Source organism: Halobellus sp. GM3 (assembly GCF_052545375.1).
The window spans coordinates 306049-332754 of sequence record NZ_JBQWLT010000002.1 but is presented as its reverse complement, the minus strand read 5'-3'; the positions used below and the strand labels follow the sequence as shown (position 1 = coordinate 332754).

The following is a 26706-nucleotide window of genomic DNA, read 5'->3' as shown; positions in this document are numbered from 1 at the left end:
CGGTATGGAAGTCGACGACGTCAACGCCGTCGCGGTTCTCGGCGCTGGCAGTATGGGTCACGGAATCGCAGAGGTGGCCGCCCTCGCGGGGTTCGAGGTCAGCCTCCGCGACATCAACGAGGAACTCGTCGAGGACGGCTACGACCGGATCGAGTGGAGCCTCGGCAAACTCGTCGAGCGGGGGCGGATCGATCAGCGGGCCGCAGACGACGCGATGGAGCGGATCGAGCCGTTCGTCGACCTCGCCGAGGCCGTCGCTGACGCCGACGTCGTGATCGAGGCCGTTCCCGAGCAGCTGTCGATCAAAGAAGACGTCTACGCCGACGTGGAGGCGGCCGCGCCGGATCGGACGGTCTTCGCGACGAACACCTCCAGCCTCTCGATCACCGATCTGGCCGAGATGACTGAGCGACCCGCGCAGTTCTGCGGGATGCACTTTTTCAACCCCCCGATCCGGATGGACCTCGTCGAGGTGATCGCCGGCGACGAGACGAGCGAGGAGACGCTGGCGCTGGTCGCCGACCTCGCGGAGTCGATGGGGAAGACACCCGTCCGCGTCCGCAACGACAGCCCGGGGTTCATCGTCAACCGCGTGCTCGTCCCCCTGATGAACGAGGCGGCTTGGCTCGTCGACTTGGGGGAGGCGACCATCGCGGAGGTCGACTCGACGACGAAGTACGGGCTCGGACTCCCGATGGGGAGCTTCGAGCTCGCAGACCACGTGGGAATCGACGTCGGCTACCACGTGCTCGAGTACATGCACGAGACGCTCGGGGACGCCTACCGGCCGTGTCCGCTGTTGGAATCCAAAGTCGAGGCCGAAGCGTTCGGCAAGAAGACCGGCGCCGGCTTCTACGACTACGCGGAGGGCGAGGGCGCGCAGGTCCCCTCCGACCGGGTGCGCGAGGACGTCGCCGACCGGCTGCTGGCCGTGCTCGGAAACGAGGTGGCCGGGCTCGTCGCGAACGGCGTCGCCGACCCCGAGGACATCGACACCGCGGTCGAACTCGGCGCTCGGTGGGCGAACGGCCCCGTGAAGATGCTCGAAGAGGAGGACCTCGCCGGGCTCGTGTCGACCCTCGAAGAGCGCTATGAGTCGACGGGCGAGGATCGGTACGAGGTCGTCCCGTACCTCCGCGAACTCGCCGACTCCGGCGCCGGATTCGGTGAGGACGCCCGCTCGGAAGCGCCCGTCGACGCAGAGAGCGGCGATGGCGACGACGGGAGCGACGCGTACGACGACTACGAAACGCTCATCGTCGAGGTCAGCGAGCGCGTCGGGCACGTCCAACTGGATCGGCCGCACCGGATGAACATGGTCACCGGCGAACTCCTCGATGAGCTTCGGGACGTCGTCGATCGCTTCGAGGCCGACGAATCGGTGCGCGCGGTCCTCGTCACCGGGGCGGGCGACCGGGCGTTCTCAGCCGGCGCGGACATCCAAGCGATGGCCGGTGGGGCGGGCGACGTCAACAGGGCCGCCGAGCTCTCCCGGCTCGGACAGGAGACCTGCGGCCGCCTCGAATCCGCGGAGCTGCCGGTCGTCGCCGGCGTCGACGGCTACTGTCTCGGCGGCGGGATGGAGCTCGCGATGGGGGCGGATCTCCGGATCGCCACCGAGCGCTCGGAGTTCGGCCAGCCGGAGCACGACCTCGGGCTCATCCCGGGGTGGGGCGGCACCGTCCGGCTCCCTCGTATCGTCGGGATGGGGCGGGCAAAAGAGATCATCTTCACCGCCGACCGCTACGACGCCGAGACGATGGCCGAGTACGACTTCGTCAACGAGGTCGTCCCGAACGACGAGTTCGACGACCGCGCGTTCGTGCTGGCGCGCGACCTTGCCGCCGGACCGCCGATCGCACAGCGGTACACCAAGCGGGCGATGCACCGCGGCTGGGACGACGTCGACGCCGGCCTCGACGTCGAGTCGCAGTCGTTCGGGCTGCTCTTCGATACCGACGACCTGATGGAGGGAATAACCGCGTTTATGGGCGACGACGACCCCGAATTCGAGGGGAAATAGGCGACCTACCAGGGGTGTCTTAGAAGACTCCTCACATCCAAACAGGAACCGCTCAGTTCAGATGAAGGATACACCACATCAGGTCGTCGTCCACTCTGGAACGGCCTGCTGAATATAGCGGACTCACTCTGCGTCGAGTCGATCATAGAACGTTCTCGGTTCGACGATATCGATCCCACGGAATACTTCGAGATTGAGCAGATGCCCATCTCCAGAGACGAGGTGATCGACGCCACCAGCAACGGCCGCTTCGAGGAATTTGTCGTCATCGGGATCTGCCTCGACAGCGGTGATGTCCTCCTGTGGATCGACGAACTCCGCAAAATACCGGATCGTTTCGACTTCTTGTTGCACCTCGCTTTCCACCATATGAAAACGCTCGGGATATTTGAGTAGTGTTTCGCGGAATTCCGTGAGTGTCTCTGTAGAGACGACGATCTGGTACTCACGATTGAATCCCTTGACGAGGAGTTCGTAAGGTACACCGGTCGCTATGACACCCGAGATGAGTACGTTCGTATCCAGAACAGCTCTTATTCGTCACTGCCTCGCGCCTCGTGGACCAGTCGGGTAACCTCATCGAGAGACATTTCAGCTGTTTCTGTCCGAGCTTCAACGCGCCGTTGGAACTCTTCGATCGATGGAAGATCGATCTTTTTCAACACGAGGCCGTACTCCGTCGGGACGACCATGAGCTTCGTCCCCTTCTCGAGTCCAAATTGATCTCTGAGTTTACTGGGAATCGTGATCTGTCCCTTCGAGGTTACCGTAGTTACTTCGGGTTCGTCGGAAGCCATACTATACGTAAGAATTCCTTACGTTGTGGCTTGAATCTATTGGTCAATACGCACGCAGGTTCTCACGACTGATTCAGCTGTGGATCCGTGAAATAAACCATCGTGGCCAGAGTTCTATGAGAATCTCGCCTACCGGGGAGTCAGAGCCGACTGAAGGACTCCGAGCGCGCGTACCTCTTTGTGTGTCGCCCCCGTCGGTCACGGTATGGTGACCCGCGTCCTCGTGGCGATGGACGACTCGAAAATGGCGGAAAACGCGCTGGAATACGCGCTCGACGTGCACAGCGACGCCGAAATCACCGTGCTGACGGTCGTCGGCGAACCATCGGGGTGGATGGGCGAAGCGACGGGGATCGCGACGGCCGAGGACCCGGAGGCGAAAATCGAGGAACTCGCCGCCTCGGTGACCGAGCGCGCCCGCGAGGTCGCGGCCGAGCGCGGTCGCGAGATCGAGACGGTCGTCGGGCTGGGGCGGCCGGCCCGCGAGATCATCAACCGCGCTGAGGGGTTCGACGTCGTCGTGCTCGGAACGCACGGCGGGACGCCTGCAGAGCGACTCGTCGTCGGCAACGTCGCGAAGACGGTGTTCAACCGCTCGCCCGTGCCGGTGACCGTCGTCCGCTGATCTGTGTCGAAGGGCGGGTCGCTGCACTCGGCCCACTGCGCGAAGCAGTGGCGTACCGCCCCCGTAACGGAATCTTTAAACGAGTATATCGGCGACGTAAGAATACGGGCTCGGTTGGTGTAGTCCGGCCAATCATCTTGGCCTTTCGAGCCGAGGACCAGGGTTCAAATCCCTGACCGAGCACTCCTTCCGTAACAAGTCACGGAGCGACGGCGATGTCGCTCAGCAGGTAGAACCGTACAAACAGGCGACAGTATCTATAGTCGTCAGACCGAATACACGTACGTGGAGACCCAGCACCGGATCCGCGTCGACGACGCGAGCGCGATGGCGGCGGTCGACGACGACGCCGTCGAACTCGTCGTGACCTCGCCCCCGTACCCGATGGTCGAGATGTGGGACGAGCAGTTCGCTCGCCGGTCGGAGACGGCGGCGGCGGCGCTCGAAGACGGGGACGGCGACCGGGCGTTCGAGGCGATGCACGGCCTCCTCGATCCGGTCTGGTCCGAGGTCGAGCGCGTGCTCGTCCCGGGCGGCGTCGCGGCCGTCGTCGTCGGCGACGCCACGCGGACGCTCGGCGGCCGGTACCGGGTGTATCCGAACCACGCCCGCGTGACCGAGGCGTTCGAGGCGCTGGGGTTCGATCCGCTCCCGGACGTCCTCTGGCGGAAGCCCACCAACGGCGCGGCGAAGTTCATGGGAAGCGGGATGGTGCCGCCGAACGCGTACGTGACGCTCGAACACGAGTACGTGCTCCTGTTCCGCAACGGCGACGGCCCGCGCTCGTTCGAGCCGAGCGCGACCCGCCGGTACGAGTCGGCGTACTTCTGGGAGGAGCGAAACCGCTGGTTCTCCGATATCTGGACCAACGTCCACGGCGTGGCGCAGGCGCGCGCCGACGCGGACGGCGAGCGGAACGCCGACGGCGGGCGGCACGCGGACAGCGAAGGCGGGGCGTCGGAGTCGGCGGCCGGCCGAAGCGCCACGTCGCGCCGCGACCGGACTGCGGCGTTCCCCCTCGCGATTCCGTACCGACTCGTCTGTATGTACTCGGTCTACGGCGACACCGTTCTCGACCCGTTCCTCGGGACCGGGACGACGACGCTGGCGGCGATGATCGCCGGCCGCGACTCGACCGGCTACGAACTCGACGCGGACGTCCTCGCGGGGCTCGACGACCGCGTCGACGGCGTTCGCGAGCGCTCGCGACGGGTGATCGACGACCGACTCGCCTCTCACCGGGCGTTCATCGAGGCCCGGCGCGACGACGGGACCGCCTTCGAGTACGAGTCCGAACACTACGGATTCCCCGTCCGGACGCGCCAAGAACGGCAGATCCGATTCCGCGTCGTCGACGACGTCGATCGAACCGACGACGGGTACCGAGCGATCCACGCCCCGATCTGAGAGCGTGGGTGTCCCCCGCTTGCAACGAGCCACGGTGCCCGTCGGATCAGTCATCCCGAGACTGCTTGTTCTCACGGTGTACCGGTGGGCGCCCGCCCCGTTGACGACGTCCACCGGGACGACACGGAGACAGTCAGGATGAGAGATCGGACGCGACGGCTCTGGCCCGCCGCCTGATCTCGTCGGCATCGGCGGTCTGGAGGCCGCCGAAGGCCTCGTCGTAGACGACGTCGCCGTCTACCATCGTGAACGTTACGTCGTCGCCGTGGGCTGAAAAGACGAGATGCGACAGCGGGTCGAAAAGCGGCGTCGCACGCGTCAGATCGGTGTCCAGCGCGATGACGTCGGCCGCCCATCCCTCCCGCAGCGCGCCGACGGTCTCGAAACCCGCCGCGCGCGCCCCGCCGAGCGTCGCCATCTCGAACACGGTTTGCGCGGGCGCGACCTCCGGGTCCAGCCGATCGACCTTCTGGAGGAGGCTGGCCTGCCGCATCTCGGTGAACGGATCGAGCGTGTTGTTGCACGGCGGGCCGTCGTTCCCGAGCGCGACGTTGATCCCGCGCTCGAGGTAGTCGGCGATCGGCGCGATCCCGGAGGCGAGCTTCATGTTCGACGACGGGCAGTAGGTGACGTGCGTCCCCGTGGCTTCGAGGATGTCGCGCTCGCGCTCGGTCGTGTGAACGCAGTGAGCGAGGACCACGTCCTCGCCGGTCAGCCCGACCTCGTCGAGCCACGCGATGTTCCGCATCCCGGTGTCGGCCTCGACGGTGTCGATCTCCCCTCGGTTCTCGCTGGCGTGCGTGTGGATCCGCACGCCCTCGTATCGGTCTGCGATGTCGCGAGCCCCGCGGAGGCAGGCCTCGGTACAGCTCACGGCGAATCGGGGGGTGACCGCGTAGCGGATCCGATCGCCCGCCGCGCCGTGGTAGGTCTCGGCGAGCCGTTCCGTCGTCGCGAGCGCCTCGTCGGTGTCTTCGAGCAGTCCGTCCGGGGCGCGCTTGTCCATCAGCACCTTCCCGAGGCGACCGCGGATGCCGAGATTGATCGCGGCCTCGAAGGCCGCCTCGGCGTGGTGGACCGAGAGGTGGTCGATCGCGGTGGTCGTCCCGCTCTCGAGCAGTTCGAGGTAGCCGAGTTCGGCGGCGGTCCGCATCCCCTCGCTCCCGAGCGACGCCTCCATCGGGAGGACGTGCTCGAAGAGCCACTCCAAGAGGGCGGTGTCGTCGGCGATCCCCCGCCCGACGCTCTGTACGGAGTGGACGTGGCCGCCGACGAGTCCGGGCGACAGCAGGTCGAACTCCCGGACCGGGTGGTCGGGGTACGCGTCTTCGACGTCCGCTCGAGGGCCGACGGCCTCGATCCGATCGCCCGCGACGACGACCGCGCCCTCGTCGTAGACGGTTCGGGCGTCGGCGACGACGGTTCCTGCGAGGAGCATCCCAGCGCTTCGAGTGCGCGCGTCACCAAGTGACTTGCGCTCGGGCGACGGGCGCCTCTTTCCCGGTCGACGGGCGCCTCCTTCCCCGAAAGGCCTCGCGCTCGGGCGGTCCCGGGCTATCCAACGAACGCCGGCGTCGCTGTCGGCAGCGAGATGAGCCACAGGCTGACGGCGGTGTAGCTGATCATCACGAGGACGAACGGGTACTGGCTTCGAATCGCCTGCAGTCGGCTGGGGAAGAGCCGGTAGGCCGTCGAGTGCGCCACCCAGATGGCCACGAGGTGCCCGCCGAGGACGAAGGCGATGTTCAGCGCCGACACCCACCCCGGGAGCGTCAGCACGATCGGGTTCGTCGGCCCCGACAGCGGCGAGACGAGGACGGCCGCGAGCGAGGGCAGCAGCGACAGGAAGAAGCCGAAGTAGTGCGCGAGGTGGTAGCCCGCGGCGATAACCAAGAGCGACGGCGCGAACGCGACCGCGAGCGACCGGGGCGTCCGCGTCGTCAGGACGCGGCGCACGGCGACCCGCGACGCGCCGAGAAACGCGCCGTAGAAGACCGCGAAACCGCCAACGAAGAGGACCGCGTAGACGAGCAGCGGCGGGATCCCGGCGTTCGCTACCGTTCGGATCACCGCTGCTCCCTGCTCGGTCGTGACGAAGCCGCTGAAGGTGAGCTCCCACACCAGCGCGACGGCGACGGCGACGTCGTCGAGACCGCTGACGACCCGGCGCTCCCCGTGGTCGGTCCCCGTTTCGTCCCAGCCGTCGCCCTCGACCAGTCGCATCGCGGGCAGCGAGGCGCGCAGCCGTCCGTCCTCCCACGCCAGCGGGGCGACCCGCCCGTAAAACCGGAAGAACGTCGCCACCGGATCGGCGTTTCCGAACCACGCGTCGCTGCCGACGATGACGGCGCCCGCGACCGCGACGGCGCCGTAGGCGGCCGCGAGGACGGCGAGCCGCTCCGGCGTGTCAGTGACGCCAGTCGTTGTTTCGATCCACACCAAAAGCAGGACGCCGACGACGGCGGGCCACCGGCCGAGCCGAGTCGGGTAGGCGACGAACCCGTTGGGCAGGCGCTCGGCGATCGTCCGAAACGGGTTCAGCGCCGGCCAGCCGTTCCCGAGGAGGTACGCGGCCATCGTCAGTCCCGCGCGTCCCCCGGCGAAGACGACGACGACCGCGAAGTTGATCGTCGCCAACTGCGGCCCGTCGATCCCCCGGTAGACGACCAGCGCGAAGAGGGCGAGACCCAAGACCCCGCCGAGCGCGGCGCCCGCGCGGCGCAACCGCGGGTGGGTCCCGAAGTCCCGCCGCCAGCCGTGGATCTGCGCGACGAAGCGGCGGTCGGTCACGAACCCCGCGAGCAGCGCCGACGCGCCGATCGCCGCCCCGCCGGTGGCGACGTAGAGCCAGCGCGGGACCGCGAGCGCGTCCCGGGACGCCTCCGAGAGCCCGACGGCGGCGTTACTCGCCGCGACGCCGCGAGCGAGCAGCAACACGCCGACCAGCGCGAGCGCGAACGCGCCGGCGCGGACGGCCCACCGCGAGGCGCCGACTCCGCCACCGCGATCGGACGTGCAGCGTTCAGGACGCATAGAACACGTAGAGGAAGAGAAATCCGAAGTACAGGAGCACGAGGATCCCGAGCGCGCGGATGCGGAACGAGCGGATCGCGCGCTCCTCTTCGGCGTAGACCTCGCGGTACGCGTCTCGTTCGGCCGCGTCGAGCGCCTCCGGGTGCCTGACGCCTCGGTGGAGGACCAGCAGGTCCTCGGTGTGGAAGGCGCGCTCGCAGACGTCGCAGACGTGCGCCGGGTCCGCGCCGCCGACGTCGCTCGCCGCCACCGGTCCGGCTGATCGGTGCTCGGTCATCATTCGCGTTGGCGGTCCGTCTGACTCACGGCGTTAGGTCCACGGCACCGAGCGCTCCTGCAGTTCGCCGGCGATCGAGCGTCGCATCGCCTCGGCGGGGTCGTCCCGGTTTTCGAGCGCCCACATCAGCTTCACTTTCGCCGTGCCCGGGAGCGTGTCGCCGGCCTCGACGACCCCGGCGTCGAGCAGGTCGCGGCCCGTGTCGTACACGCGGTCGCAGACGCGGCCCTCGAGACACTGGCTCGTCATCGCCACGACGACGCCGCGTTCGACCAGTTCCCCGAGCACCGGGATGAGGTCGGTGTGGACGTGACCGAGGCCGGTCCCCTCGACGACGAGGCCGTCGAGATCGGCACTTCGAAGCGTCTCCGCGTAGCGGTCGAGATCCATCCCTGGCGTGAACTTCAGCAGGTCGACGCTCTCGTTCAGGCCCGTCCGAACGTCGAGGTCGACGGCGTCGCGTTCGACGTACTCGCGACGGAAATCGACGGTTTCCGCGTCGTAGTCGACCTCTCCCAAGGGTTCGGCGCCGACCGTCTCGAAGGCGTCGCGTCGGGAGGTGTGGTTCTTGCGGACGCGCGTGCCGCGGTGGAGCGCGCAGGCGTCGTCGGACGTGGAGGCGTGCATACAGACCAGCACCTCCGCGGCGTCGGATTTCGCGGCTTCGACCGCGCAGACCGCGTTCATCACGTTGTCCGAGGAGGGGCGGTCCGCCGAGCGCTGGCTGCCGGTGAAGACGATCGGGACGGGCGTCTCGAGCATATACGACAGCGCGGAGGCCGAGAACTGCATCGTGTCGGTGCCGTGCATGACGACGACGCCGTCCGCGCCGGCGCGGATCTCCTCGGCGACGGCCTCCGCGAGGTCGCGCCAGACGTCGGCCGTCATGTTCTCCGAGAGGATGTTCGCGACGACCCGGCCGCGGTAGTTGGCCCGCCCGGCGAGATCCGGCACGGCGCGGAGCACGTCCTCCGCGTCGAACTGGGCCGTTACGGCTCCCGTCCGGTAGTCGACCGTCGAGGCGATGGTGCCGCCGGTGGAGATCAAAGAGACCGTCGGAAGGTCGTCGTCGAAGGCGATCTCGGAGGGTTCAGACTCCGACTGCGCGGACTCGACGTCGTACGCGCCCGATTCGACGACGTCGACGGCGGCGTCCTCGCGAGCGATTCCGACGTTGTACCCCCCGTCGAGTTTGACGACGAGGTGGTCCGGCGTCGAGGAGGGCATCAGCACGCCCTCGTTCGTGACGCCCGCGCGCTCGACGCGGACGCGGTCTCCGGGGTTCATACCTCCCGATACCTGGCGCGCGGACTTGAATCCACTCGTTCGTCGCCGCGGCGGGCCGCGAGTGCCGGCGGGTCCGCGAGTGCCGCACCGACCGCACGGACAAGCACAAGAGTCACGACTGACGAGCGCGACCCTCCGGTATGCAACGCTCGATCGACCGCGAGCGCGACGACGCGGGGTCGCCGTCGACCGCCGAACGGGAGCGCGATCGGACCGACGCCGGTGAGGCCACTCGCCGGGGATCGCTTCGAGGCGCCCTCCCGTCGAAACCGACGTTTTCGATCCGGTCGTTCCTGCTCGTGCTCGCGCTCTCCGTCGTCGGCGTCGTCGCCGGGGGCTCGATCCCGCTCGTGGGCTCGGTCGGCCAGTTCGTCGGCCTGTTCGTGGTCGCCTTCGGCGTCGGCGCCGTCGGATCGCGGCGTCGATACCTCGAGATCGGGCTCGCGGGCGCCGTCGCCGCCGGACTCGCGTTCGTCCTCGGGACGCTCACGAGCGTGTTCGCCCCGGTCGCGCTGCGGATCCTCGCGGACTACGGGATCGCGATCGCCGGCGTCGGGACCGGCGCGGGTGCGCTCGCGTCGCTCGCGGGATACTACTTCGGCCGCGACCTCCGGGACGGACTGACCCGCGACGTGCGATAGCGACCGCTCGTTTATTCGGGCCGCAGTCACGTCGGCTCGGCTCCGACCGCTCAGACGATTCGCCAGTCCGATCCGTCGTGGGTGACGAGCCCGCGCTCGGAGAGCCGATCCAGCGCGGTCTCGACGCGTTCGGGGCTGGCGTTCAGTTCGCGAGCCACGTCGCGGGCACTGCGAGCGTCGCGGGCGAGCGCCGCGAGCACCTCCGCGTGGAAGCGGCTGTCGGCCTCTGCGCCGATCTGATCTGTGAGGCTGTCGAGAACGTCGGTCACGCGGCCGTGAATCCACCGCTGCGCCAGCGAGAGTTCGCTCTCCACCTCTTCGAGGTAGGCGTACTCCCGCGCGAGCGAGGCGACGCCGTCGGCCTCGCGGTCGCCGTCGCGGACGACAGCGCCGCGCTCGCCGGCGCCGTGTTCGCGGTCCCCCGTTGCCGGGTCGTCACTCCCGTCCTCGCGCGTCCGCCGATCCGCTGATTCCGGTCGGTCCTCGCGCGTTGTTCGCTCCCCGCTCTTGTCGGACCGTCGCTCCCCGTTTTCCCTCGCGCGCCCGTTCTCACGCGCGATGTCGGCCGCAGCTCTATCTCCGCCGCCCTCGCCCTCCGGCAGGTCGACCGAGAGATACCGACAGCAGCCGCGCATATCGAGGCTCTGGCTGGCCGGGTACGCGCTCTTCGCCCCGAAGCGGTAGGGCGAGACGCTCACTTCCAATCGGAGGTTCTGCGCGATATGAAAGTACTTCCGCCGCTGGTCGTCGGTCCGGCTCTCGACGAGACCCGCCTCTTCGAGGCGCCGCAGGTGGTCGATGACCGCCTTCGGACTGACCCCGAGGTACTCGCTGATCTCGGTGACGTAACAGGGTTTGTGGGCGAGAAGCCGGAGAATGCGACGCCGGTTCTCGTTCCCGAGGAGGTCCAGCAGTACCGCCGAGTCCATAACCGGAGGTAAATCTCCGAGACGTAAGACGCTGACGCATCCGTGCTTCGACGGTGATCGCACTCGGAGACGGTATCTCTGGCTGATACGCCGGTTCTACCGCCACCGAGCGTTTATATCCTGAGACGGGGGCACTCCCCCCGTGACGTAGAAACCATCTCGCGTCGGGCCGCGGTTGCTCGGCACGCCGGCGCGGGGGGAGCGCGGCGAGACAAGGTCGCCGCGAGCGGGTGCCGACTGTTCGCCACATTCACCAGCGTTTGCGCTCTCCGAGGGCGGCGGAGACACCGCTGCATCCGATCACCAGTTCCCGCCGAGTCGCTGTATCCGGTCACGCGTCTGCGTTCGGTCGAGAGCGGCCTCCCGAGTCGTAGCGGTCGAACGCCCACGCCGCGTAGCCGACAGCGACGAACGTGAGCGCGACGGTGATGCCGGCCAAGAGCGGTCCCGCCTCGTACCGGAGCGGCGGGTAGAGTCCCAGTCCGTAATCGAACGCGTCGTTGACGAGGAGGAGTGCGAGCGCGGTCAGCAGGGCCTCGCGGGTCGTCTCGCCGTAGTACGGGATCAGCGCCGCCTGCAGGAGAAAGAGCAGGTGCGTGAGGAGGATGGCCCAGTACTCATAGAGGAGCGCCGGCGTGAACCCGACGTAGAGATCCGGGCGGAGATTGAGCGCGACGGCAGTCCAGAGGCCGTACTTCACGAGCCAGACGAACGCGAGTGTGTGCACGAGCGCGAGGACGCGATTCGAGGGCGCGTCGGTGACTCGCCGCCCGAGGTTGGGCAGGAGCGTCGCCACCGAGAGCGCCGCGAGCGCCAGCGCCGTCGGGGAATCGCCGAAGAGCGGGTACGAAAGCGAGCTCACGTCCCGGAGCGATGGCTCCGAGTGAACGTAGAAGCTGACGCCGAGGAGGAACGCCGCCGCGTCCACCACGAGCAGCCACCCGAGGCTCGCGCCGTTGCCGAGGTAGTACTGCACCCAGCGCTCCGGGACAGGGCGTCGAATTCGGGACCACCAGCCGCGGCTACGGACCGGGCTCTCGGTCTCGGATCGGTCGGACCCACTCGGGTGATCGGGTTCCGACCGCTCGCGCTCGTCACCCATCGAATCGATCGACGGGAGGGAACCGAAAGAAGGTGTCGCGTCCTGACGAAGCGGGTTCCTCTCCGACGGCTCCCCACAAGCGGTGCGGCGTCGTCGCCTGCGGCTCCCCACAAGCGGTGAAGCGAAGCCTATTCCCCCGCCCCTCGCGTCGCCTCGAGTATGCAGGCAGCGCTCGTCATCCTCGACGGCTGGGGTCTCGGGGACCACGACCGTCGGGACGCGGTGAAGGCGGCGTCGACTCCGAACTTCGACTCGTACGTCGATCGCGGCGCTTACGGCACGCTTGACGTCTCCGGCCGCCGCGTCGGACTCCCCGAGGGACAGATGGGAAACAGCGAGGTCGGCCACCTCAACATCGGGGCTGGCAGGGTCGTCAAGCAGGCGTACACGCGTATCGAGGACGCCATCGCCGAGGGCACGTTCCGGACGAACGACGCCATCGCCTCGGCCTTCGATCACGCCGAGGCGTCGGGCGGCCGCGTCCACTGTATGGGACTGCTCAGCGACGGCGGCGTCCACTCCGAACAGGGACACCTCCACGCGCTGATCGAGGTCGCCGCCGACCGCGGCGTCGACGCCGTCACCCACGCGTTCACCGACGGCCGCGACACCGACCCCCACGGCGGCGAAGCCTACCTCGAAACGCTCGAATCCGTCGTCCGCGAACACGGCACCGGCGACGTCGCGACCGTCTCCGGCCGGTACTACGCGATGGACCGCGACGAGAACTGGGAGCGGACGAAGCGCGCCTACGACGCGATCGTCGACCGCGAGGCCGACTACGAGGCGCCGTCGGCAGTCGAGGCCGTCCGCCACTCGTACGAGCGCGGCGACACCGACGAGTTCGTGGAGCCAACGCTCGTCAGCGGCGCCCCCGCGCTCGAAGACGGCGACGCCGTCGTCTTCTTCAACTTCCGCCCGGACCGCGCGCGCCAGCTCGTCCGGATGCTCGCCGACATCGACCCCGCGTGGCCCTTCGCGACTGACCCCCCGAACACGCGGCTCGTCACGCTCACCGCGTACGACGAGACGTTCGACCTCCCGGTCGCGTTCCCGGCCGAGGAACCGACCGACACGCTCGGGGAGACGCTCGCGTCGGCCGGCAAGACACAGCTCCGGATCGCCGAATCCGAGAAGTACGCGCACGTCACGTACTTCCTCAACGGCGGCCGAGAGGTGGAGTTCGAGGGGGAGATCCGCCGGATCGTCGAGAGCCCCGACGTCCCCACGTACGATCTCGAGCCCGCGATGAGCGCCGCCGAGGTGACCGACACCGCGATCGAGCGCATCGAGGCGGATGACCCGGATGCGCTGGTCCTCAACTACGCGAACCCAGATATGGTCGGCCACACGGGCGACTTCGAGGCGGCTATCGAAGCGGTCGAGGCGGTCGACGAACAGCTCGGACGGCTCGTCGCCGCGATCAGAGGCGCCGGCGGCCACGTCCTCATCACCGCCGACCACGGCAACGCCGACGACATGGGTACGGCGGCGGAACCGCACACCGCGCACACGACGAATCCAGTGCCGCTCGTCTACTTGACGCCCGAGGGTGACGACGGGGGACGGCGGGTGCGGAGCGGGGGATCGCTCTGTGATATCGCCCCCACGCTGCTCGAACTGATGCACGTCGAGCAGCCGGCGGTGATGACCGGCGAATCGCTGCTGGAGTCGACGGGAAGCCAACAGTAGCGTTTGCCACGGGCGCGTTCGTCCGCTCGTTGTCGGGGGTGCACGGAGGCGTATCCCCAATCGGCGGAACGCCGCCGTCGAGGGCTGCAGAAGCTATTTCGTCTCTCTCGACGCATCCCTATCTACGCTTGGTTCGACTGAACGACAGGCTGCGGTCGATCTGGAGACAGACTGCCTCCCTCGGCTGGCCGGTTGCCGTTCAGCAGACGCTCAACACGCTGATGCGGACCGTCGACATCCTAATCACCGGCTTTTTCTCCCCGGCGGCGGTGGCGGCTATCGGCCTCGCTGACCTCTACTCGCGCGTTCCGCTCAGGATCGGGATGGGACTCGGCAGCGGCGCGATCGCGCTGTCGAGTCAGGAGACCGGCCGCGGATCGGACGTGAGCCGCGACCGGGCGATCACGCAGGCGCTTCTCGTCGGCGCGCTCTGCGGCGTCCCGCTCGTCGCTGTCGGCCTGCTGTTCAGCCAGTTTATGATCGGCGTGCTCGGGGCCGAATCGGAGGTGGTGCGACTGGGAAGCCAGTACTTGGCGATCATCTTCGCGGCCGCACCGATGCGGATCGTCGGCTTCGTGGGGGCCCGCTCCCTCCAAGGCACCGGCGACACGTTCACGCCGATGGTCGTCAACGGGAGCGCGACGACGATCAACATCCTGCTGTCGGTCGGCTTGGGACTCGGCGTGGCGGGACTCCCTCGACTCGGAATCGTCGGCGTCGGCATCGCCACGGCGGTTGGTCGTACGGTCGAGGCGCTGCTCTTCGTCGGCGCCATACTCAGTGATCGGACGTCGGTCTCGCTCGCCCGTCCGCGCGGGCTCACGATCACGCGACAGCTCTTCGCGGTGAGCGTTCCCGACATCGCCGGCGGCCTGAGCTCTGAGCTCGCAAACTTCCCGTTCAACTCGCTCGTGCTGCTTTTCGGCACCGAGGCGAACGCCGCCTATCACATCGCCAACCGCATCTACCAGCAGTTCACCGCGCCGCTGTTCCGCGCGTTCAGAACCGTCGCCAGCATCCTCGTCGGCCAAGAACTCGGCGCCGGCCGCCCCGACGAGGCGCGCTACGTCGCCGGCGCGGTCTGCGCGCTCAGTCTCTCCGTCCTCGGGGCGGCCGGCGCGCTGCTCTTCGTCGGCGCCGAACCGCTGGCCGTGCTCTTCACCCGCGACGCCGCGACGGTGGCGCACGCCGTCGGATTCAACCGCGCGTTCGCCGTCTCCATGGTGTTCATCGGGGTGTACTTCCCGCTCTCGGGCGCGCTCAAGGGCGGCGGCGACACGCGAACGCCCTTTTACGCCGGGCTGGTCGGCTCGTACGTGTTCCTCTTGGGGGCGTCGTACCTGTTCGCGATCACGCTCGGATTCGGGCTCACGGGCGTCTTCGCCGGCATCGTGCTCTCGTACGTCTCGCGCGCAGTCATCGTCGGTTCGGGCGTCCTCTGGGGCGGCTGGACTGATCTCGCCGCGCGGATGATCGCGGAACGGGCGGAAGCCGCGGACGAGGAGGCCGACAGCTAGCGCTCGCTGTCGCTCACGGATTCGGATGCGAGGGGAGGGATTTGAACCCACGGACTCCTACGAGAGCGGATCTTGAGTCCGCCGCCTTTTCCAAACTCAGCCACCCTCGCGCAGTCCGGGCTTCGATTTCGCGGAGGTTTAACCCTCCGATTTTTCTCGGCCGCGTCGACGTCGACGCGGCCACCCCGCTTCGAGAGCTACTCGCCCGCTCCGCCGAATCGCGCGCGGAGCCTCGAGGGCACTTCCAGCGCGACGGCGGCCGCGACCGCCGGGGCGACGACGGCGACGGCGACCAGCGCGACGCCGCCGCCGACGACCAACAGCGCGAGGAGGGCGACTAAGACGAGCGGCACGGCGACGACGACGAGCCCGCGAGCGGCGACGTCGCCGACGCCCGAAGCGTAATCCGCGAGCGCGCCCGGCACCTCCCGGAGTCCTGCGTCCTCAGACATACTCGAACCGTCGCGCGCGGCCGTCAAAGAACTGTCCACTCGCTCGCGGCCGTAGGTCACACCCGAGACGTCGGTGGCTCACCACTCGATGACGTCGCGGTCGCGCCAGAAGTGCCCCGCGGGCGACCCGGGCCGGAACCGGCAGAGCCACGTGGGCGTCTCCGCGCCCGCTTCGATCGGGCGGTCGGCCTCCGCGCCGCCCATCTCGGTGCGGACCCACCCGGGAGAGACGGAGTTCGCGAGCAGCCCCTCCTCGCCGTACTCGCCGTCGAGGTACGCCGTGAGGCCGTTCACGCCGGTCTTCGAGATCCGGTAGGACGGCGAGCCGCCGGTCTGCGCCTCCGAGAGCGCGCCCATCCCCGACGAGAGGTTGACGACGCGGCCGCCGTCGCTCTGCAGGAGTAACGGGATCGTGTGTTTACAGACGAGCATCGGCCCGCGGAGGTTCGTCGCGAGCGTGCGATCGATCGCGTCCACCGACTCCGAGACGATGTCGGCGTCGAACTCCGCGATTGCGGCGTTGTTGACGACGATATCCAGCCGGCCCGCAGACTGGAATATCTCGTCTGCGGCGTCGGAGATCTCGCCCTCTTGGGTCACGTCGACGAGCAGGTGTTCCCACTCGTCGGGGACGTCGTGGCGCACAGAGCGCGTGGCGGCGAAGACGGTCGCCCCGAGATCGCAGAGGTTCGCGGCGATCTGTCTCCCCAGCCCGCGGTTCGCCCCGGTGACGAGCGCGACCTGTCCCTCCAGCGAGTCGTACAGCTCCGGCGCCAGCGTGTCTTCGGGCATCGTGCGGAGGCACGGGCCGGGCGTAAAAGGGGATTCCGCCTCTCGCCGGGCATCTCAGCGTCGTGCTTCGCTCCGTCGCCGTCACTCGCCGATCAGCCCGCGGATCTGCTCGACGCGCTCACCGAAGGCCGGGGCCGTGCGCTCGCGCGGGCGGTCGAGGGACACGTCGATCACGTCTCGGACGCGGCCCGGATCGGCGGCCATCACGACCACGCGGTCCGCGAGCGTTACCGCCTCCTCGACGTCGTGGGTGACGAAAAGCACCGTCTTGCCCGTCTCTGCCCAGATCCCGAGCAGCTCTTCGTGAAGCATATCGCGGGTCTGTGCGTCAACGCTGCCGAACGGCTCGTCGGCGAGCAGGATCTCCGGATCGACCGCGAGCGCGCGGGCGATGCCGACGCGCTGTTTCATCCCCCCGGAGAGCTCCTTCGGGTAGGCGCCGGCGAACTCCGAGAGGCCGACCAGTGCCAGCATCTCCTCGACGCGCCGGCTCCGTTCGGGGTCGTCGATGCCCTGTTCTTCGAGCCCGAAGGCGACGTTGTCGCGGACGGTCCGCCAGGGGAACAGCCCGTACTCCTGAAAGATCATCCCCCTGTCCGTCCCCGGACCGGTGACCCGCTCGCCGTCGAGGCGGATCTCGCCGGCGGACGGCGCCTCGAGACCGGCGATCATCCGGAAGAGCGTCGTCTTACCGCAGCCGGAGGGGCCGACGAGACAGACGAACTCGCCCTCGGAGACGGCGAAGTTCACGTCTGAGAGCGCCTCGACCCGCTGGCGCTTCGACTCGAAGACCTTGTTCACGCCGTCGACGACGACCTTCGACGTCGCGGTCGGCCCCGACTCGGTCGATCCGGCGCCGGTGTCCGCGTCCGTCGCCGCCCCGGAGCGGTTCAGTCCCGCCACGCCAGCACCCTCCGTTCGACCCGGCGGAACCCGCCGTCGCTCACGAGGAAGACGAGGCTGATGACCGCCATGTACGCCACGCTCACGTCGGTCGCGAGGTTCTGCGCCGCGTTGATGATCTGGAAGCCGACGCCGGGCGCGCCGAACAGTTCGGCCGCGACGACGATCATCCAGCACTGCCCGATGCTCGTCCGGACGCCGGTGGCGATCGACGGCGTCGCCGCCGGCAGGACCACCTTGCGGATCATCGTCAGGTCGTCGTCGACGCCGAGGGTCGACGCCACCTCCTTGAGGTGCGTCGAGACGCCCTCGACGCCCGCATACGCGTTGTAGAAGTTGATCCAGAACGCGCCGATGCCGACGATGAACGCCGCGCCGCCGTGACCGATGCCGATCCAGACGATCGCGAAGACGATCCACGCCAGCGGCGGGATCGGCCGGAGAAACCGCGTGACCGGCGTCAGGGCGTCGTCGAGGCGGCCGCTCCAGCCCATCGCGACGCCGAGTGCGATGCCGAGGACGCTCCCGACGACGAGTCCGGGGAAGTAGTGCAGCAGGCTCTGGAGGAGGTTCGCGACGAGTCGCGTCACCGGTAGGGAGACGCCGACGAACGGGATCGTGAACGTCGTCGGCGCGGTGAGTTCGACGGCGAACGCGGTCGCGACTTCGACGGGAGACGGGAGCAGGTACGTCCGCCCGACGGCGAGCGCTGCCGCCTGCCAGACCGCGAGGAAGACCGCGGATCCGACGGCGCCGTACAGCAGGCCGTCGACGTCGAGGTCGGAGACCGGTCCGGCAGGCCGCGGATCCGTGTCGCCACCGGTGTCCGTCCCCGCAGCCGGGTCTCCCGACTCCGGCACCTCGGGTGACGCCGCGGGCGACGCCGATCCGGTCTCGAGGCTCATATCGAGTCGTACACCCCGAAGTCGAACAGCTCCTCGTTCGAGAGCGCCTCGTCGATCCGTCCGGCCTCGGCGGCGTACTCCGAGAAGACCTGCGCGCCGTCTTCGATCCGGTGCGGATCGGTGATGAAATCCGAAGCGGGCGAGTCCATCGCGCGCCGGGCCGTCTCGACCGGCAGCGAGGACTCGCCGATGACGGTGCTGGCGTGCCGTGCGGCCCCGTCGGGATTCTCGTTGGCGAACGTCGTCGCGCGCTGGTGCTGCTCGACGAACGCGACGGCCTGCTCGGGGTTGTCCTCGCGGAGGCGGTCGTGCATCAGCGTGACGGCTGCGGGCTGGCCCGGCATGAAGTCGCCGGCCCACGCGATTGACTGGTACGGGGCGCCCCGCATCTCGATGACCGTCGGCACCGGCTCCATAATCGACGTGCCGTCGATCTCACCGGCGAGAAGCGCCTGTCTGACCGGTCCGGCGCCGCCGAGGGCGGTGATGTTCACGTCGGAGTCGGGGTCGACACCGACGGTCTCCGAGAGCCAGTAGCGGAGCAGAATGTCCGGCACCGAGCCGGGCGGGAACGTCCCGAAAGTGAACTTCCGGCCGCGCTGTTCCTCGAACCGGGCGAAGGCGTCCGCCCCGGACTCCGCGTCCGCCCAGACCGCCGCAAAGTCGTCGTGCGCGAGGACCTGCATCGCGTTCTGGATGTTGGCCGCAGTGATCTTCGCGGGGATATCCTTGTCCATCACCACCATCGCGGGGACGATCCCGAAGAGCATCACGTCGAAGTCCCCGGTCGCGGACGCTTGGACGATGCTCGGCCCGTCGGAGAACACCTCGCCCTCGACCGTCGCCGACAGCTCCTCGAAGTACCCCTCCTCCTGCATAACGAAGTACTGCATATCCGGATAGATCGGCATATACGCCACGCGAATCTCGTCGAGGCCGCCGCTTCCGCCCCCGGTCGCTCCGGAACAGCCGGCGACGGCCGCGAGCCCTGCCGCCGAGGCGGCGGCAGTCGTTCGCAGGAAGCGCCGTCGCGAGACTGCGGGTCGATCGCTCGTCGAATCGGTCGTCATCTACCACTCCGTAGGAGCCCGTTATATATTTAGAACGTGCACGCGGCGAACGTCGCGGACACGCTCGACGCTCGGTGGGACCGATATCGGCGGGTTCGATCGTCATTGCATCGTCGTATCATTGGCCCGAGGCAGACCGACGGTGTCGGAGATGTAGGAAAATATTACCTCTATCTACCTCAGCGCTCGGTCGAGGAAGCAAGACCTAATTCGGTGGCCGACGCGAGCACGCGTATGACGCACTTCTCCGAGCGAGTCGAGCAGGTGTCGATCAGCGGCATCCGCGAGGTGTTCGAGGCGGCGAGCGAGGACGCGATCAATCTCGGGCTGGGACAGCCCGACTTCTCCGCGCCGGCGCACGCCCGCGAGGCGGCCGCCGAGGCCATCCGCGAGGGGCTCGCCGACGGCTACACCGAAAACAAGGGGATGGAGCCGCTGCGGGAGGCGATCGCCGACAAGCACGCCCGCGATCAGGGCGTCGACGTCGACCCCGGCGACGTGATCGCCACCGCCGGCGGGTCGGAGGCGCTGCACATCGCCCTCGAGGCGCACGTCGACCCCGGCGACGAGGTACTGATCCCGGACCCGGGCTTCGTCTCCTACGACGCGCTCACGCGACTCACCGGCGGGACGCCCGTTCCCGTCCCGCTGCGGGAGGACCTGACGCTCGATCCCGCGGCGGTCGAGGACGCGATCACCGAGGACACCGCCGCGTTCGTCGTCAATAGTCCGGGCAACCCGACCGGCGCGGTCTCCCCGCCCGAAGACGTGCGCGAGTTCGCCCGCGTCGCCGACGAGCACGACGTGCTCTGCATCTCGGACGAAGTGTACGAGTACACCGTCTTCGACGGCGAGTTCCGCTCGCCGATCGAGTTCGCAGAGAGCGACAACGTCGTCGTCGTCAACTCCGCGTCGAAGCTGTACTCGATGACGGGCTGGCGGCTCGGCTGGGTCACGGCCGCGACGCCCCGGATCGAGCGGATGCTCCGCGTTCACCAGTACGCCCAAGCCTGCGCCTCAGCGCCGTCGCAGTTCGCCGCCGAGGCCGCCCTCACCGGACCGCAGGACCAGGTCGACGAGATGACCGCGTCCTTCGAGCGCAGACGCGACCTGATCGTCGAGGGCCTCACCGACATCGGCCTCGACGTGCCGACCCCCGGCGGCGCGTTCTACTGTATGCCGAAGGTCCCCGAGGGCTTCGTCGACGAGTGTCTGGACCGCGGCGTCGTCGTCGTTCCCGGCGAGGCCTTCGGCGAGCACGGCCGGGGCTACGCGCGGCTGTCGTACGCCACAGACGAGGAGTCGCTGCGGGAGGCACTGGAGATCATGGGAGCGGCCTACGACGCAGTCGCGTAGTCGCGACCCGGAAAACCGGCGCTAGCTCGCCGTACTCACGATCTTCACGACGTCGCCCTCCTCCAGTTCGTAGTCCTCGGCGATCCGGCGCTTCGAGCGGGCGTCGACCGCGTGGAGGTAGCCCTCGCCGATGTCCGAGTGGACCGCGTACGCGAGGTCGCTGGGGGTCGAACCGCGGGGGAGCAGAAACGCGTCCGGCAGCGTCTCGCCGGTCCCGTCAGTCCACTTCGACTCGTTCTGGACGGGGTAGGCGGTCACCATATCAAGCACGTCGTAAACGGCGGTGTTGAGCGCTTCTTGGACCCCGGTGCCGCCGTACTCGTCCATCACCTCCCGGATCGTTTCCAGTCCCTGCCGCTGCGCGTCGGAGACGTCGCCGACGACCTCGAAGTCCTCGTCGCCCGGCAGGTACTCGACGACGCCGGCCTCGGCCGCCGAGCGCAGCGCGAGTTCGCCGTCCGCGGTCGCGGGGATCACGGGCTTGTCGGACTCCCGCAGGCGTTCGAGGTTCTCCGGCGGGGCGACGTCCGCCTTGTTGGCGACGAGGACGATCGGTTTCGTCCGCTCGCGGACGTCCCGTGCCAGCGTCTCGCGGTGCTCGTCGGTCCACTGCTGGGGGTCCTCGGGGTACTCGAGCGCCCGGAGCGACGCCGCGACGTCGTACTCGGTCGCGCCGAAGCCCGTCAGCATTTCCGTCAAGGCCGCGTCGATGTCGAACTCCGGCGAGCGCGACTTGCGGACGACCGACTCCCAGTTCCGCTCGATGATGCCGACGAGCCACTGTTCGAGTTCCGCCTCGACGAAGTCGGCCTCCTCGACGGGGTCGTAGGTGCCGACCTCGACCGGCTCGCCTTCCGCGTCGGTGCCGCCGGAGGCGTCGACGACCGCGAGGATGACGTCGGCGTCGGTGAGCGCGTCCAAAAACTGGTTGCCGAGGCCGCGCCCCTCGTGCGCGCCGGGGACGAGACCGGCGACGTCGAGCAGTTCCACGGGGACGTAGCGGACGCCGTCCTCGCAGTTGCCGCAGCGCTCCTCGCGGTCGCGGCAGGGACAGCGCGTCCGGGCGTGGGTCACGCCGCGGTTGGGATCGATCGTCGTGAACGGGTAGTTGCCGACGTCGACGTCGGCCATGGTCGCGGCCTTGTAGAACGTAGATTTGCCCGCGTTGGGCTTGCCGGCGAGCGCTACCGAGAGCATACCGGCGAGACGGCCGACGGCGGGAAGTAGGTTTCCGTCTGGACGAGTCACCCGTGTCGAAGGGCCTCGGACATCGGTTCTCGGAGCGCCGTCACGGTCGAACGGCCGGGACAAAGAAAGGACCAGACAGTCGCAAGGAACGAGGTTACCCCTCGGTGGCCTCTACTACCGTCTCCAATGGCAGCACATACAATGGGTTGGTTCGGACGGTTCTCAGCGGCGGGATTCGTCGTACTGGCCGGGTTGTGGGCGATCGACATCTTCGCCACCGGCCTGTGGCCGTACTCATCGGTCTGGACTGGAATCGTCGCCCTGATCGCGGGCATCGGAGCGGTTGCGCTGTACTACGGCAACGACCCGACGGCCGAAGAATACACCGAGACGACCACCGAGGCCGGGCGCTGATATCTCCACGGCATCTCGGTCCGGATTCGTCGTGACCCGCCCGTCCACCTCGCGTGAGCCCGGTCTGTCCGCGACGGAGTGGAAAATTCCAGTACAGGAGGCGGCCGCTTACCTGAAAGTAGGCGCTAAGGCCCCTTCCTCAACGACCGAGCGAAGCGAGTGAGTAGGGAGGGGATACAGCGTTGACGAGACGCAGAGCGTCTCGTCTGCACACGAGAGCTTTGCTCTCGTGAACGCCGCACAGTCCTCAACCACGTTCGCCGCTCGGCCCACAGGCCTACGCAATCGCAACTGTCTAATACGTACTTTACATAAATTATGGTGTGTCAACACGCAAGACAATCTCTATCCGTGACGACCAAGAGGAGTGGATTCAGGAGAATCACCTGAGCCTGTCCTCTTTCGTCCAAGAGAAACTTGACGAACTCATCGAAGAACGCTCGTAGATGAACTACAACTACAGGTATCGACTCCGACCGTCCGACGCTCTCAAAGAGCAATTAGCGTGGACTGTCGATACCTGTAGACAAGTCTACAACCACTTCCTCCACCGACTCAACCGCACCGACAACACGTCAGCGTACTCCGAACAGAAACTCCTGCCGAGTCTCAAGAAGTGGTGGAACGACCTGAAATGCGTCCACTCGAAGGTACTACAGAAGGTCGTTCAGCGGTTGTACGACAACCTCTCGACGCTACACAGTCGAAAAGAGAACGGCTACCGCGTCGGCACACTCAACTGGAAGGCACCGGGCGAATACCGCAGTTTCACCTACAGTCAATCCGGCTTCAAGCTCAAAAACACGAGCGGTCGGACGCGACTGTGGCTCTCGAAACTCGGAGAAATCCCCATCAGCTTCCACCGCGACCTTCCCGACGACACCGAAATCAAGACCGTCACCGTCAAGCAAGAACCCACCGGCAAGTGGTACGCTATTCTCGGTGTCGAAACCCCGGACGACCCACCGGAGAAACCGGATAATCCGGAGACGTGCGTCGGCATCGATGTAGGGATTTGCAAGTACGCTCACGACACGGACGGAACAGCCGTCGAATCACTCGACCTCTCGGACGAACGCGAGCGGTTGGAACGCGCCCAGCGCGACCTCTCTCGGAAACAGCACGGGTCCGCAAATTGGGAAGAACAGCGGAAGGTCGTGGCCGAACGTCACGCCGAGTTGAAGAACAAGCGGCGCGACTTCCTTCACAAACTCTCGAACCACTACGCCCGAGAATACGACCTCGTGGCGGTCGAAGACCTCGACGCGAAGGGCTTGGTCGAACTGCCGGGCAACTCGCGGAACCGGGCGGGAGCGGCGTGGGGAACGTTCCTTCGGATGCTCGAATACAAGTGCGAACGCGAAGGAACGCACTTCGTCGCCGTAGACCCGAGAGGGACGACCAAGGAGTGTGCGTCGTGCGGCGTCTCGACGGAGAAACCGCTGTGGGTGCGCGAACACTCCTGTCCTGCCTGCGGGTTCGAGGCGGATAGAGACGCGAATGCGGCGTGGAACATCCTTTCTCGCGGTATCAGGAAGCGGTTAGGAGCGGGACGCTCCGAATCAACGTCCCCAGAAATCGAAGATTTCTGGTGTGCGAACGAATCGCGCAGCGATTCGTTAACGCCTGTGGAGACTGCGCTCCCTGTGGATACCTCGGTATCCGCAAAGCGCGTCGTAGAAACAGGAAGTCCCACCCTCAAGCGCGAGCCGTCAGGCGAGCGGTAGGGTGGGGTAGTTCACTGGAACGTGCGGCTGACCTCTCTCTCGGGAGTCCGCTCGACGTCGCTGGTCTGGAAGCGCTCTTCGATCTGCTGGTAGCGCTCGCGGGTCTCGGGGGTGACGCTGGGGCCGACCTCCTCGAGGGCGCGCTCGAAGTGCGCCATCGTCACGCGGACGTTTCCGATGGACTCCTCGACCTCCTCGCGGGAGACGCTGTTGATGAATTCTCGGCTCGCGGCCATCGACGCCTCGCGGCAGACGGCCTCGATGTCGGCGCCGACGTAGCCCTCCGTCCGGGCGGCCAAGTCGTCGAGGTCGACGTCGTCGGCCAGCGGCTTGTGCTCGCTGTGGACCGCGAAGATCGCCCGGCGGGCGTCCTCGTCGGGAACGGGCACGTGGACGTGGCGGTCGAGCCGCCCCGGCCGGAGCAGCGCCGAGTCGATGAGGTCCGGGCGGTTCGTCGTCGCGACGACGACGACGTCCTCTAGGGTTTCGAGCCCGTCGAGCTCCGTCAGTAACTGGGAGACGACGCGCTCGGAGACGCCCGAATCGCCGGTGTTGCTGCCGCGCTCGGTCGCGATGGAGTCGATCTCGTCGAAGAACACCACCGTCGGGGCGTTCTCGCGGGCCTTCTTGAAGATCTCGCGGACGCCCTTCTCGGACTCGCCGACGTACTTATCGAGGAGTTCGGGGCCCTTCACCGAGATGAAGTTCGACTCCGACTCGTTGGCGACGGCCTTCGCGAGCAGCGTCTTGCCGGTCCCGGGCGGGCCGTACATCAGGACGCCCTTCGCGGACTGCATGTCCATCGCCTCGTAGACCTCGGGGTATTCGAGCGGCCACTGGATCGTCTCGCGGAGGCGCTCTTTGGTGTCTTCGAGGCCGCCGACGTGCTCCCAAGTGACGTCCGGGACCTCGACGAACACCTCGCGCAGCGCCGAGGGCTCGATGCCCTTGATGGCCTCCTTGAAGTCCGCTTCGGTGACCGTCAGCGAATCGAGCACCTCGGCGTCGATCTCGTCGGATTCGAGGTCGAGTTGGGGGCGGATGCGACGCAGGGCAGTCATCGCGGCCTCCTTCGCGAGGCTCTCGATGTCCGCACCGACGAAGCCGTGCGTGTTGTCGGCGTACTCGTCGAGGTCGATGCCGTCGGAGAGCGGCATGTTCCGCGTGTGGACCTGCAGGATCTCCTTGCGGCCCTCGCGGTCGGGGACGCCGATCTCGATCTCGCGGTCGAATCGACCGCCGCGGCGCAGCGCCGGGTCGATGGCGTCGACGCGGTTCGTCGCGCCGATGACGACAACCTCGCCGCGCTCGTCGAGCCCGTCCATCAGCGAGAGCAACTGTGCGACGACGCGCCGTTCGACGTCGCCGCCGGCCTCGCCGCGCTTCGGGGCGATGGAGTCGATCTCGTCGATGAAGACGATCGCCGGTGCGGCCTCCTCGGCCTCCTCGAAGATCTCTCTAAGCTGCTCTTCGGACTCGCCGTAGTACTTCGACATGATCTCCGGCCCCGAGATCGTGTGGAAGGAGGCGTCGATCTCGTTGGCGACGGCCTTCGCGATCAGGGTTTTCCCGGTCCCCGGCGGGCCGTGAAGCAGCACGCCCTTCGGCGGCTCGATACCGAGCCGCTGGAACAGTTCGGGGTGCCGCATCGGCAGCTCGATCATCTCTCGCACCTGTTCGAGCTCGCGGTCGAGACCGCCGATGTCCTCGTAGGCCACGGAAGGCGTGTCTGCCTCGCTCTCTGCGTCCGTCTGAATCTCCTCGGCGGGCGTCTGGCTGATCGACACCTCGGTGGAGTCGGTGACGACGACCGTGCCGTCCGGCTCCGTCGCGGCGACCTTCAGCGGGATCGGCTGATTCGAGGAGGTCATGAATCCGAACCCGAAGGGGACGCGGATGTTCTGGCCCTTCGTGACGGGCTGTCCGGCGAGCTTATCGCGCAGGTGCGCGCCGATGTTGCCGCTGATCCGGAGGTTCTGCGGGAGCGCGACCGAGACGTGCTTCGCGGGCTTGATATCCGCCTTCTCGATCTCGACGCGGTCGTCGATGCCGACGTTCGCCTGCTGGCGGAGTCGACCGTCGATCCGGACGATTCCCGTGCCGGTGTCCTCGGGGTACCCGGGCCAGACACGCGCGATGGCGGTGCCGCCGTTCCCGTCGATTCGAATGTAATCGCCGCCCTCGAGGTCGAGTTCTTCGGCCGCCTCGCGGTCCATCGCCGCGAGTCCGCGACCGGCGTCCTTCTGCTTCAGCGGTTTGACGGTGAACTTCATTTTTCCACCGTGATGGTGAGCACGCCGTTGTTCGTCGAGACCGATGCATCCTCGCCGGGCAGCTCGAACTCCGCCTCGGAGACCTCACCGTCCCGTTCGCCCACGACGATCGCGGTCGTGCCGACGACGTCGACGTCGATGTCTTCGGCTGCGAGGCCGACGTCAGCGGCGAGAACCCAGCTGTCCTCGTACTCGTACCGGCGGACGATCCGTTCGTCTCCACCGGCTAATTGCTTGGTACTCATCGTTTATTCCTAACTCCAAGTTAGTCGCCATAGTATATAAACCTTTCTCCG

General features: G+C 67.6%; 26 protein-coding genes and 2 tRNA genes. 11 read left to right on the top strand and 17 right to left on the bottom strand.

The window, feature by feature from the left end:
• Window positions 1–4 precede the first annotated feature (4 nt).
• Window positions 5–2023 (top strand): 3-hydroxyacyl-CoA dehydrogenase NAD-binding domain-containing protein, encoded by a 2019-nt coding sequence (locus ACT3HL_RS04440; RefSeq protein WP_445085600.1) that lies wholly within the window; start codon window positions 5–7, stop codon window positions 2021–2023.
• Between the two features lie 123 nt (window positions 2024–2146).
• Here the strand turns inward: ACT3HL_RS04440 and ACT3HL_RS04435 are convergent, their stop codons facing one another.
• Window positions 2147–2548 carry a putative toxin-antitoxin system toxin component, PIN family gene (locus tag ACT3HL_RS04435; protein ID WP_445085791.1) on the bottom strand — a complete coding sequence of 134 codons (402 nt, stop codon included), beginning with the start codon at window positions 2546–2548 and terminating at the stop codon, window positions 2147–2149.
• Window positions 2549–2556: 8 nt separating this feature from the next.
• A complete protein-coding gene (locus tag ACT3HL_RS04430) occupies window positions 2557–2820 on the bottom strand; it encodes an AbrB/MazE/SpoVT family DNA-binding domain-containing protein (protein WP_445085599.1) in 264 nt (87 codons plus the stop codon).
• 205 nt (window positions 2821–3025) lie between these two features.
• On the opposite strand from ACT3HL_RS04430, the gene ACT3HL_RS04425 reads away from it, so the two are divergent.
• From ACT3HL_RS04425 to ACT3HL_RS04415, 3 genes are all read left to right on the top strand, one after another.
• Complete coding sequence (locus ACT3HL_RS04425) at window positions 3026–3445, top strand: universal stress protein (protein WP_445085598.1); 420 nt, start codon at window positions 3026–3028, stop codon at window positions 3443–3445.
• Window positions 3446–3553: 108 nt separating this feature from the next.
• Window positions 3554–3628, top strand: a tRNA-Glu gene (locus ACT3HL_RS04420).
• 102 nt (window positions 3629–3730) lie between these two features.
• A complete protein-coding gene (locus ACT3HL_RS04415) occupies window positions 3731–4852 on the top strand; it encodes a DNA methyltransferase (protein WP_445085597.1) in 1122 nt (373 codons plus the stop codon).
• Between the two features lie 133 nt (window positions 4853–4985).
• On the opposite strand, the gene ACT3HL_RS04410 is transcribed toward ACT3HL_RS04415, so the two are convergent.
• The 4 genes from ACT3HL_RS04410 to gatD all read right to left on the bottom strand — a co-directional run bounded on the left by ACT3HL_RS04410 (window position 4986) and on the right by gatD (window position 9449).
• Window positions 4986–6290 (bottom strand): 5'-deoxyadenosine deaminase, encoded by a 1305-nt coding sequence (locus tag ACT3HL_RS04410; RefSeq protein WP_445085596.1) that lies wholly within the window; start codon window positions 6288–6290, stop codon window positions 4986–4988.
• Window positions 6291–6406: 116 nt separating this feature from the next.
• The gene (locus tag ACT3HL_RS04405; protein WP_445085595.1) at window positions 6407–7885 is read right to left on the bottom strand and encodes a hypothetical protein; all 1479 of its coding nucleotides are present in this window, start codon (window positions 7883–7885) and stop codon (window positions 6407–6409) included.
• Window positions 7875–8162, bottom strand: coding sequence for a DNA-binding protein (locus ACT3HL_RS04400; RefSeq protein WP_445085594.1), 288 nt, complete (start codon window positions 8160–8162; stop codon window positions 7875–7877). The genes ACT3HL_RS04405 and ACT3HL_RS04400 overlap by 11 nt, the downstream gene beginning before the upstream one ends.
• Before the next feature lie 33 nt (window positions 8163–8195).
• Window positions 8196–9449 carry a Glu-tRNA(Gln) amidotransferase subunit GatD gene (gatD, locus tag ACT3HL_RS04395; RefSeq protein ID WP_445085593.1) on the bottom strand — a complete coding sequence of 418 codons (1254 nt, stop codon included), beginning with the start codon at window positions 9447–9449 and terminating at the stop codon, window positions 8196–8198.
• Between the two features lie 140 nt (window positions 9450–9589).
• On the opposite strand from gatD, the gene ACT3HL_RS04390 reads away from it, so the two are divergent.
• Window positions 9590–10090, top strand: coding sequence for a hypothetical protein (locus ACT3HL_RS04390; RefSeq protein ID WP_445085592.1), 501 nt, complete (start codon window positions 9590–9592; stop codon window positions 10088–10090).
• Between the two features lie 50 nt (window positions 10091–10140).
• On the opposite strand, the gene ACT3HL_RS04385 is transcribed toward ACT3HL_RS04390, so the two are convergent.
• Both ACT3HL_RS04385 and ACT3HL_RS04380 read right to left on the bottom strand, forming a co-directional pair.
• The gene (locus ACT3HL_RS04385; protein ID WP_445085591.1) at window positions 10141–11019 is read right to left on the bottom strand and encodes a metalloregulator ArsR/SmtB family transcription factor; all 879 of its coding nucleotides are present in this window, start codon (window positions 11017–11019) and stop codon (window positions 10141–10143) included.
• Window positions 11020–11350: 331 nt separating this feature from the next.
• Complete coding sequence (locus tag ACT3HL_RS04380) at window positions 11351–12121, bottom strand: DUF1405 domain-containing protein (protein ID WP_445085590.1); 771 nt, start codon at window positions 12119–12121, stop codon at window positions 11351–11353.
• Between the two features lie 159 nt (window positions 12122–12280).
• Between ACT3HL_RS04380 and gpmI the strand changes: the two genes are divergently transcribed.
• Together gpmI and ACT3HL_RS04370 are read left to right on the top strand one after the other, a co-directional pair.
• Window positions 12281–13813 (top strand): 2,3-bisphosphoglycerate-independent phosphoglycerate mutase, encoded by a 1533-nt coding sequence (gene gpmI / locus ACT3HL_RS04375; RefSeq protein ID WP_445085589.1) that lies wholly within the window; start codon window positions 12281–12283, stop codon window positions 13811–13813.
• A 128-nt stretch (window positions 13814–13941) separates the two neighbouring features.
• Entirely contained in the window at window positions 13942–15330 is a 1389-nt protein-coding gene (locus tag ACT3HL_RS04370) for an MATE family efflux transporter (protein ID WP_445085588.1), read from the top strand.
• Window positions 15331–15356: 26 nt separating this feature from the next.
• Here ACT3HL_RS04370 and ACT3HL_RS04365 read toward each other — a convergent pair.
• From ACT3HL_RS04365 to ACT3HL_RS04340, 6 genes are all read right to left on the bottom strand, one after another.
• Window positions 15357–15440: transfer RNA gene (locus tag ACT3HL_RS04365), tRNA-Leu, on the bottom strand.
• Window positions 15441–15527: 87 nt separating this feature from the next.
• On the bottom strand, window positions 15528–15782 hold the full coding sequence (locus ACT3HL_RS04360) for a hypothetical protein (protein ID WP_445085587.1): 255 nt from the start codon (window positions 15780–15782) through the stop codon (window positions 15528–15530).
• Between the two features lie 78 nt (window positions 15783–15860).
• Window positions 15861–16559: an SDR family NAD(P)-dependent oxidoreductase gene (locus ACT3HL_RS04355; protein ID WP_445085790.1), complete on the bottom strand. Its 699-nt coding sequence runs from the start codon at window positions 16557–16559 to the stop codon at window positions 15861–15863.
• 96 nt (window positions 16560–16655) lie between these two features.
• Window positions 16656–17477 carry an ATP-binding cassette domain-containing protein gene (locus ACT3HL_RS04350; RefSeq protein WP_445085586.1) on the bottom strand — a complete coding sequence of 274 codons (822 nt, stop codon included), beginning with the start codon at window positions 17475–17477 and terminating at the stop codon, window positions 16656–16658.
• On the bottom strand, window positions 17465–18382 hold the full coding sequence (locus ACT3HL_RS04345) for an ABC transporter permease subunit (protein ID WP_445085585.1): 918 nt from the start codon (window positions 18380–18382) through the stop codon (window positions 17465–17467). Before ACT3HL_RS04345 ends, ACT3HL_RS04350 begins: the two co-directional genes overlap by 13 nt.
• Window positions 18379–19452, bottom strand: a complete 1074-nt coding sequence (locus ACT3HL_RS04340) for an ABC transporter substrate-binding protein (RefSeq protein WP_445085584.1) — start codon at window positions 19450–19452, stop codon at window positions 18379–18381. The genes ACT3HL_RS04345 and ACT3HL_RS04340 overlap by 4 nt, the downstream gene beginning before the upstream one ends.
• Before the next feature lie 234 nt (window positions 19453–19686).
• On the opposite strand from ACT3HL_RS04340, the gene ACT3HL_RS04335 reads away from it, so the two are divergent.
• Window positions 19687–20808 carry an aminotransferase class I/II-fold pyridoxal phosphate-dependent enzyme gene (locus ACT3HL_RS04335; protein ID WP_445085583.1) on the top strand — a complete coding sequence of 374 codons (1122 nt, stop codon included), beginning with the start codon at window positions 19687–19689 and terminating at the stop codon, window positions 20806–20808.
• A 21-nt stretch (window positions 20809–20829) separates the two neighbouring features.
• Here ACT3HL_RS04335 and ACT3HL_RS04330 read toward each other — a convergent pair whose 3' ends face one another.
• Window positions 20830–22005, bottom strand: a complete 1176-nt coding sequence (locus tag ACT3HL_RS04330) for a YchF-related putative GTPase (RefSeq protein WP_445085582.1) — start codon at window positions 22003–22005, stop codon at window positions 20830–20832.
• A 192-nt stretch (window positions 22006–22197) separates the two neighbouring features.
• On the opposite strand from ACT3HL_RS04330, the gene ACT3HL_RS04325 reads away from it, so the two are divergent.
• The 3 genes from ACT3HL_RS04325 (at window position 22198) to ACT3HL_RS04315 (ending at window position 24137) form a co-directional block, all read left to right on the top strand.
• Window positions 22198–22410 carry a hypothetical protein gene (locus ACT3HL_RS04325; protein WP_445085581.1) on the top strand — a complete coding sequence of 71 codons (213 nt, stop codon included), beginning with the start codon at window positions 22198–22200 and terminating at the stop codon, window positions 22408–22410.
• Window positions 22411–22733: 323 nt separating this feature from the next.
• Window positions 22734–22856 (top strand): hypothetical protein, encoded by a 123-nt coding sequence (locus ACT3HL_RS04320; protein WP_445085580.1) that lies wholly within the window; start codon window positions 22734–22736, stop codon window positions 22854–22856.
• On the top strand, window positions 22857–24137 hold the full coding sequence (locus ACT3HL_RS04315) for an RNA-guided endonuclease TnpB family protein (protein WP_445085579.1): 1281 nt from the start codon (window positions 22857–22859) through the stop codon (window positions 24135–24137).
• Between the two features lie 11 nt (window positions 24138–24148).
• On the opposite strand, the gene ACT3HL_RS04310 is transcribed toward ACT3HL_RS04315, so the two are convergent.
• Both ACT3HL_RS04310 and ACT3HL_RS04305 read right to left on the bottom strand, forming a co-directional pair.
• Window positions 24149–26410: a CDC48 family AAA ATPase gene (locus ACT3HL_RS04310; protein ID WP_445085578.1), complete on the bottom strand. Its 2262-nt coding sequence runs from the start codon at window positions 26408–26410 to the stop codon at window positions 24149–24151.
• Window positions 26407–26655 (bottom strand): DUF7127 family protein, encoded by a 249-nt coding sequence (locus ACT3HL_RS04305; RefSeq protein ID WP_445085577.1) that lies wholly within the window; start codon window positions 26653–26655, stop codon window positions 26407–26409. The genes ACT3HL_RS04310 and ACT3HL_RS04305 overlap by 4 nt, the downstream gene beginning before the upstream one ends.
• Window positions 26656–26706 lie beyond the last annotated feature (51 nt).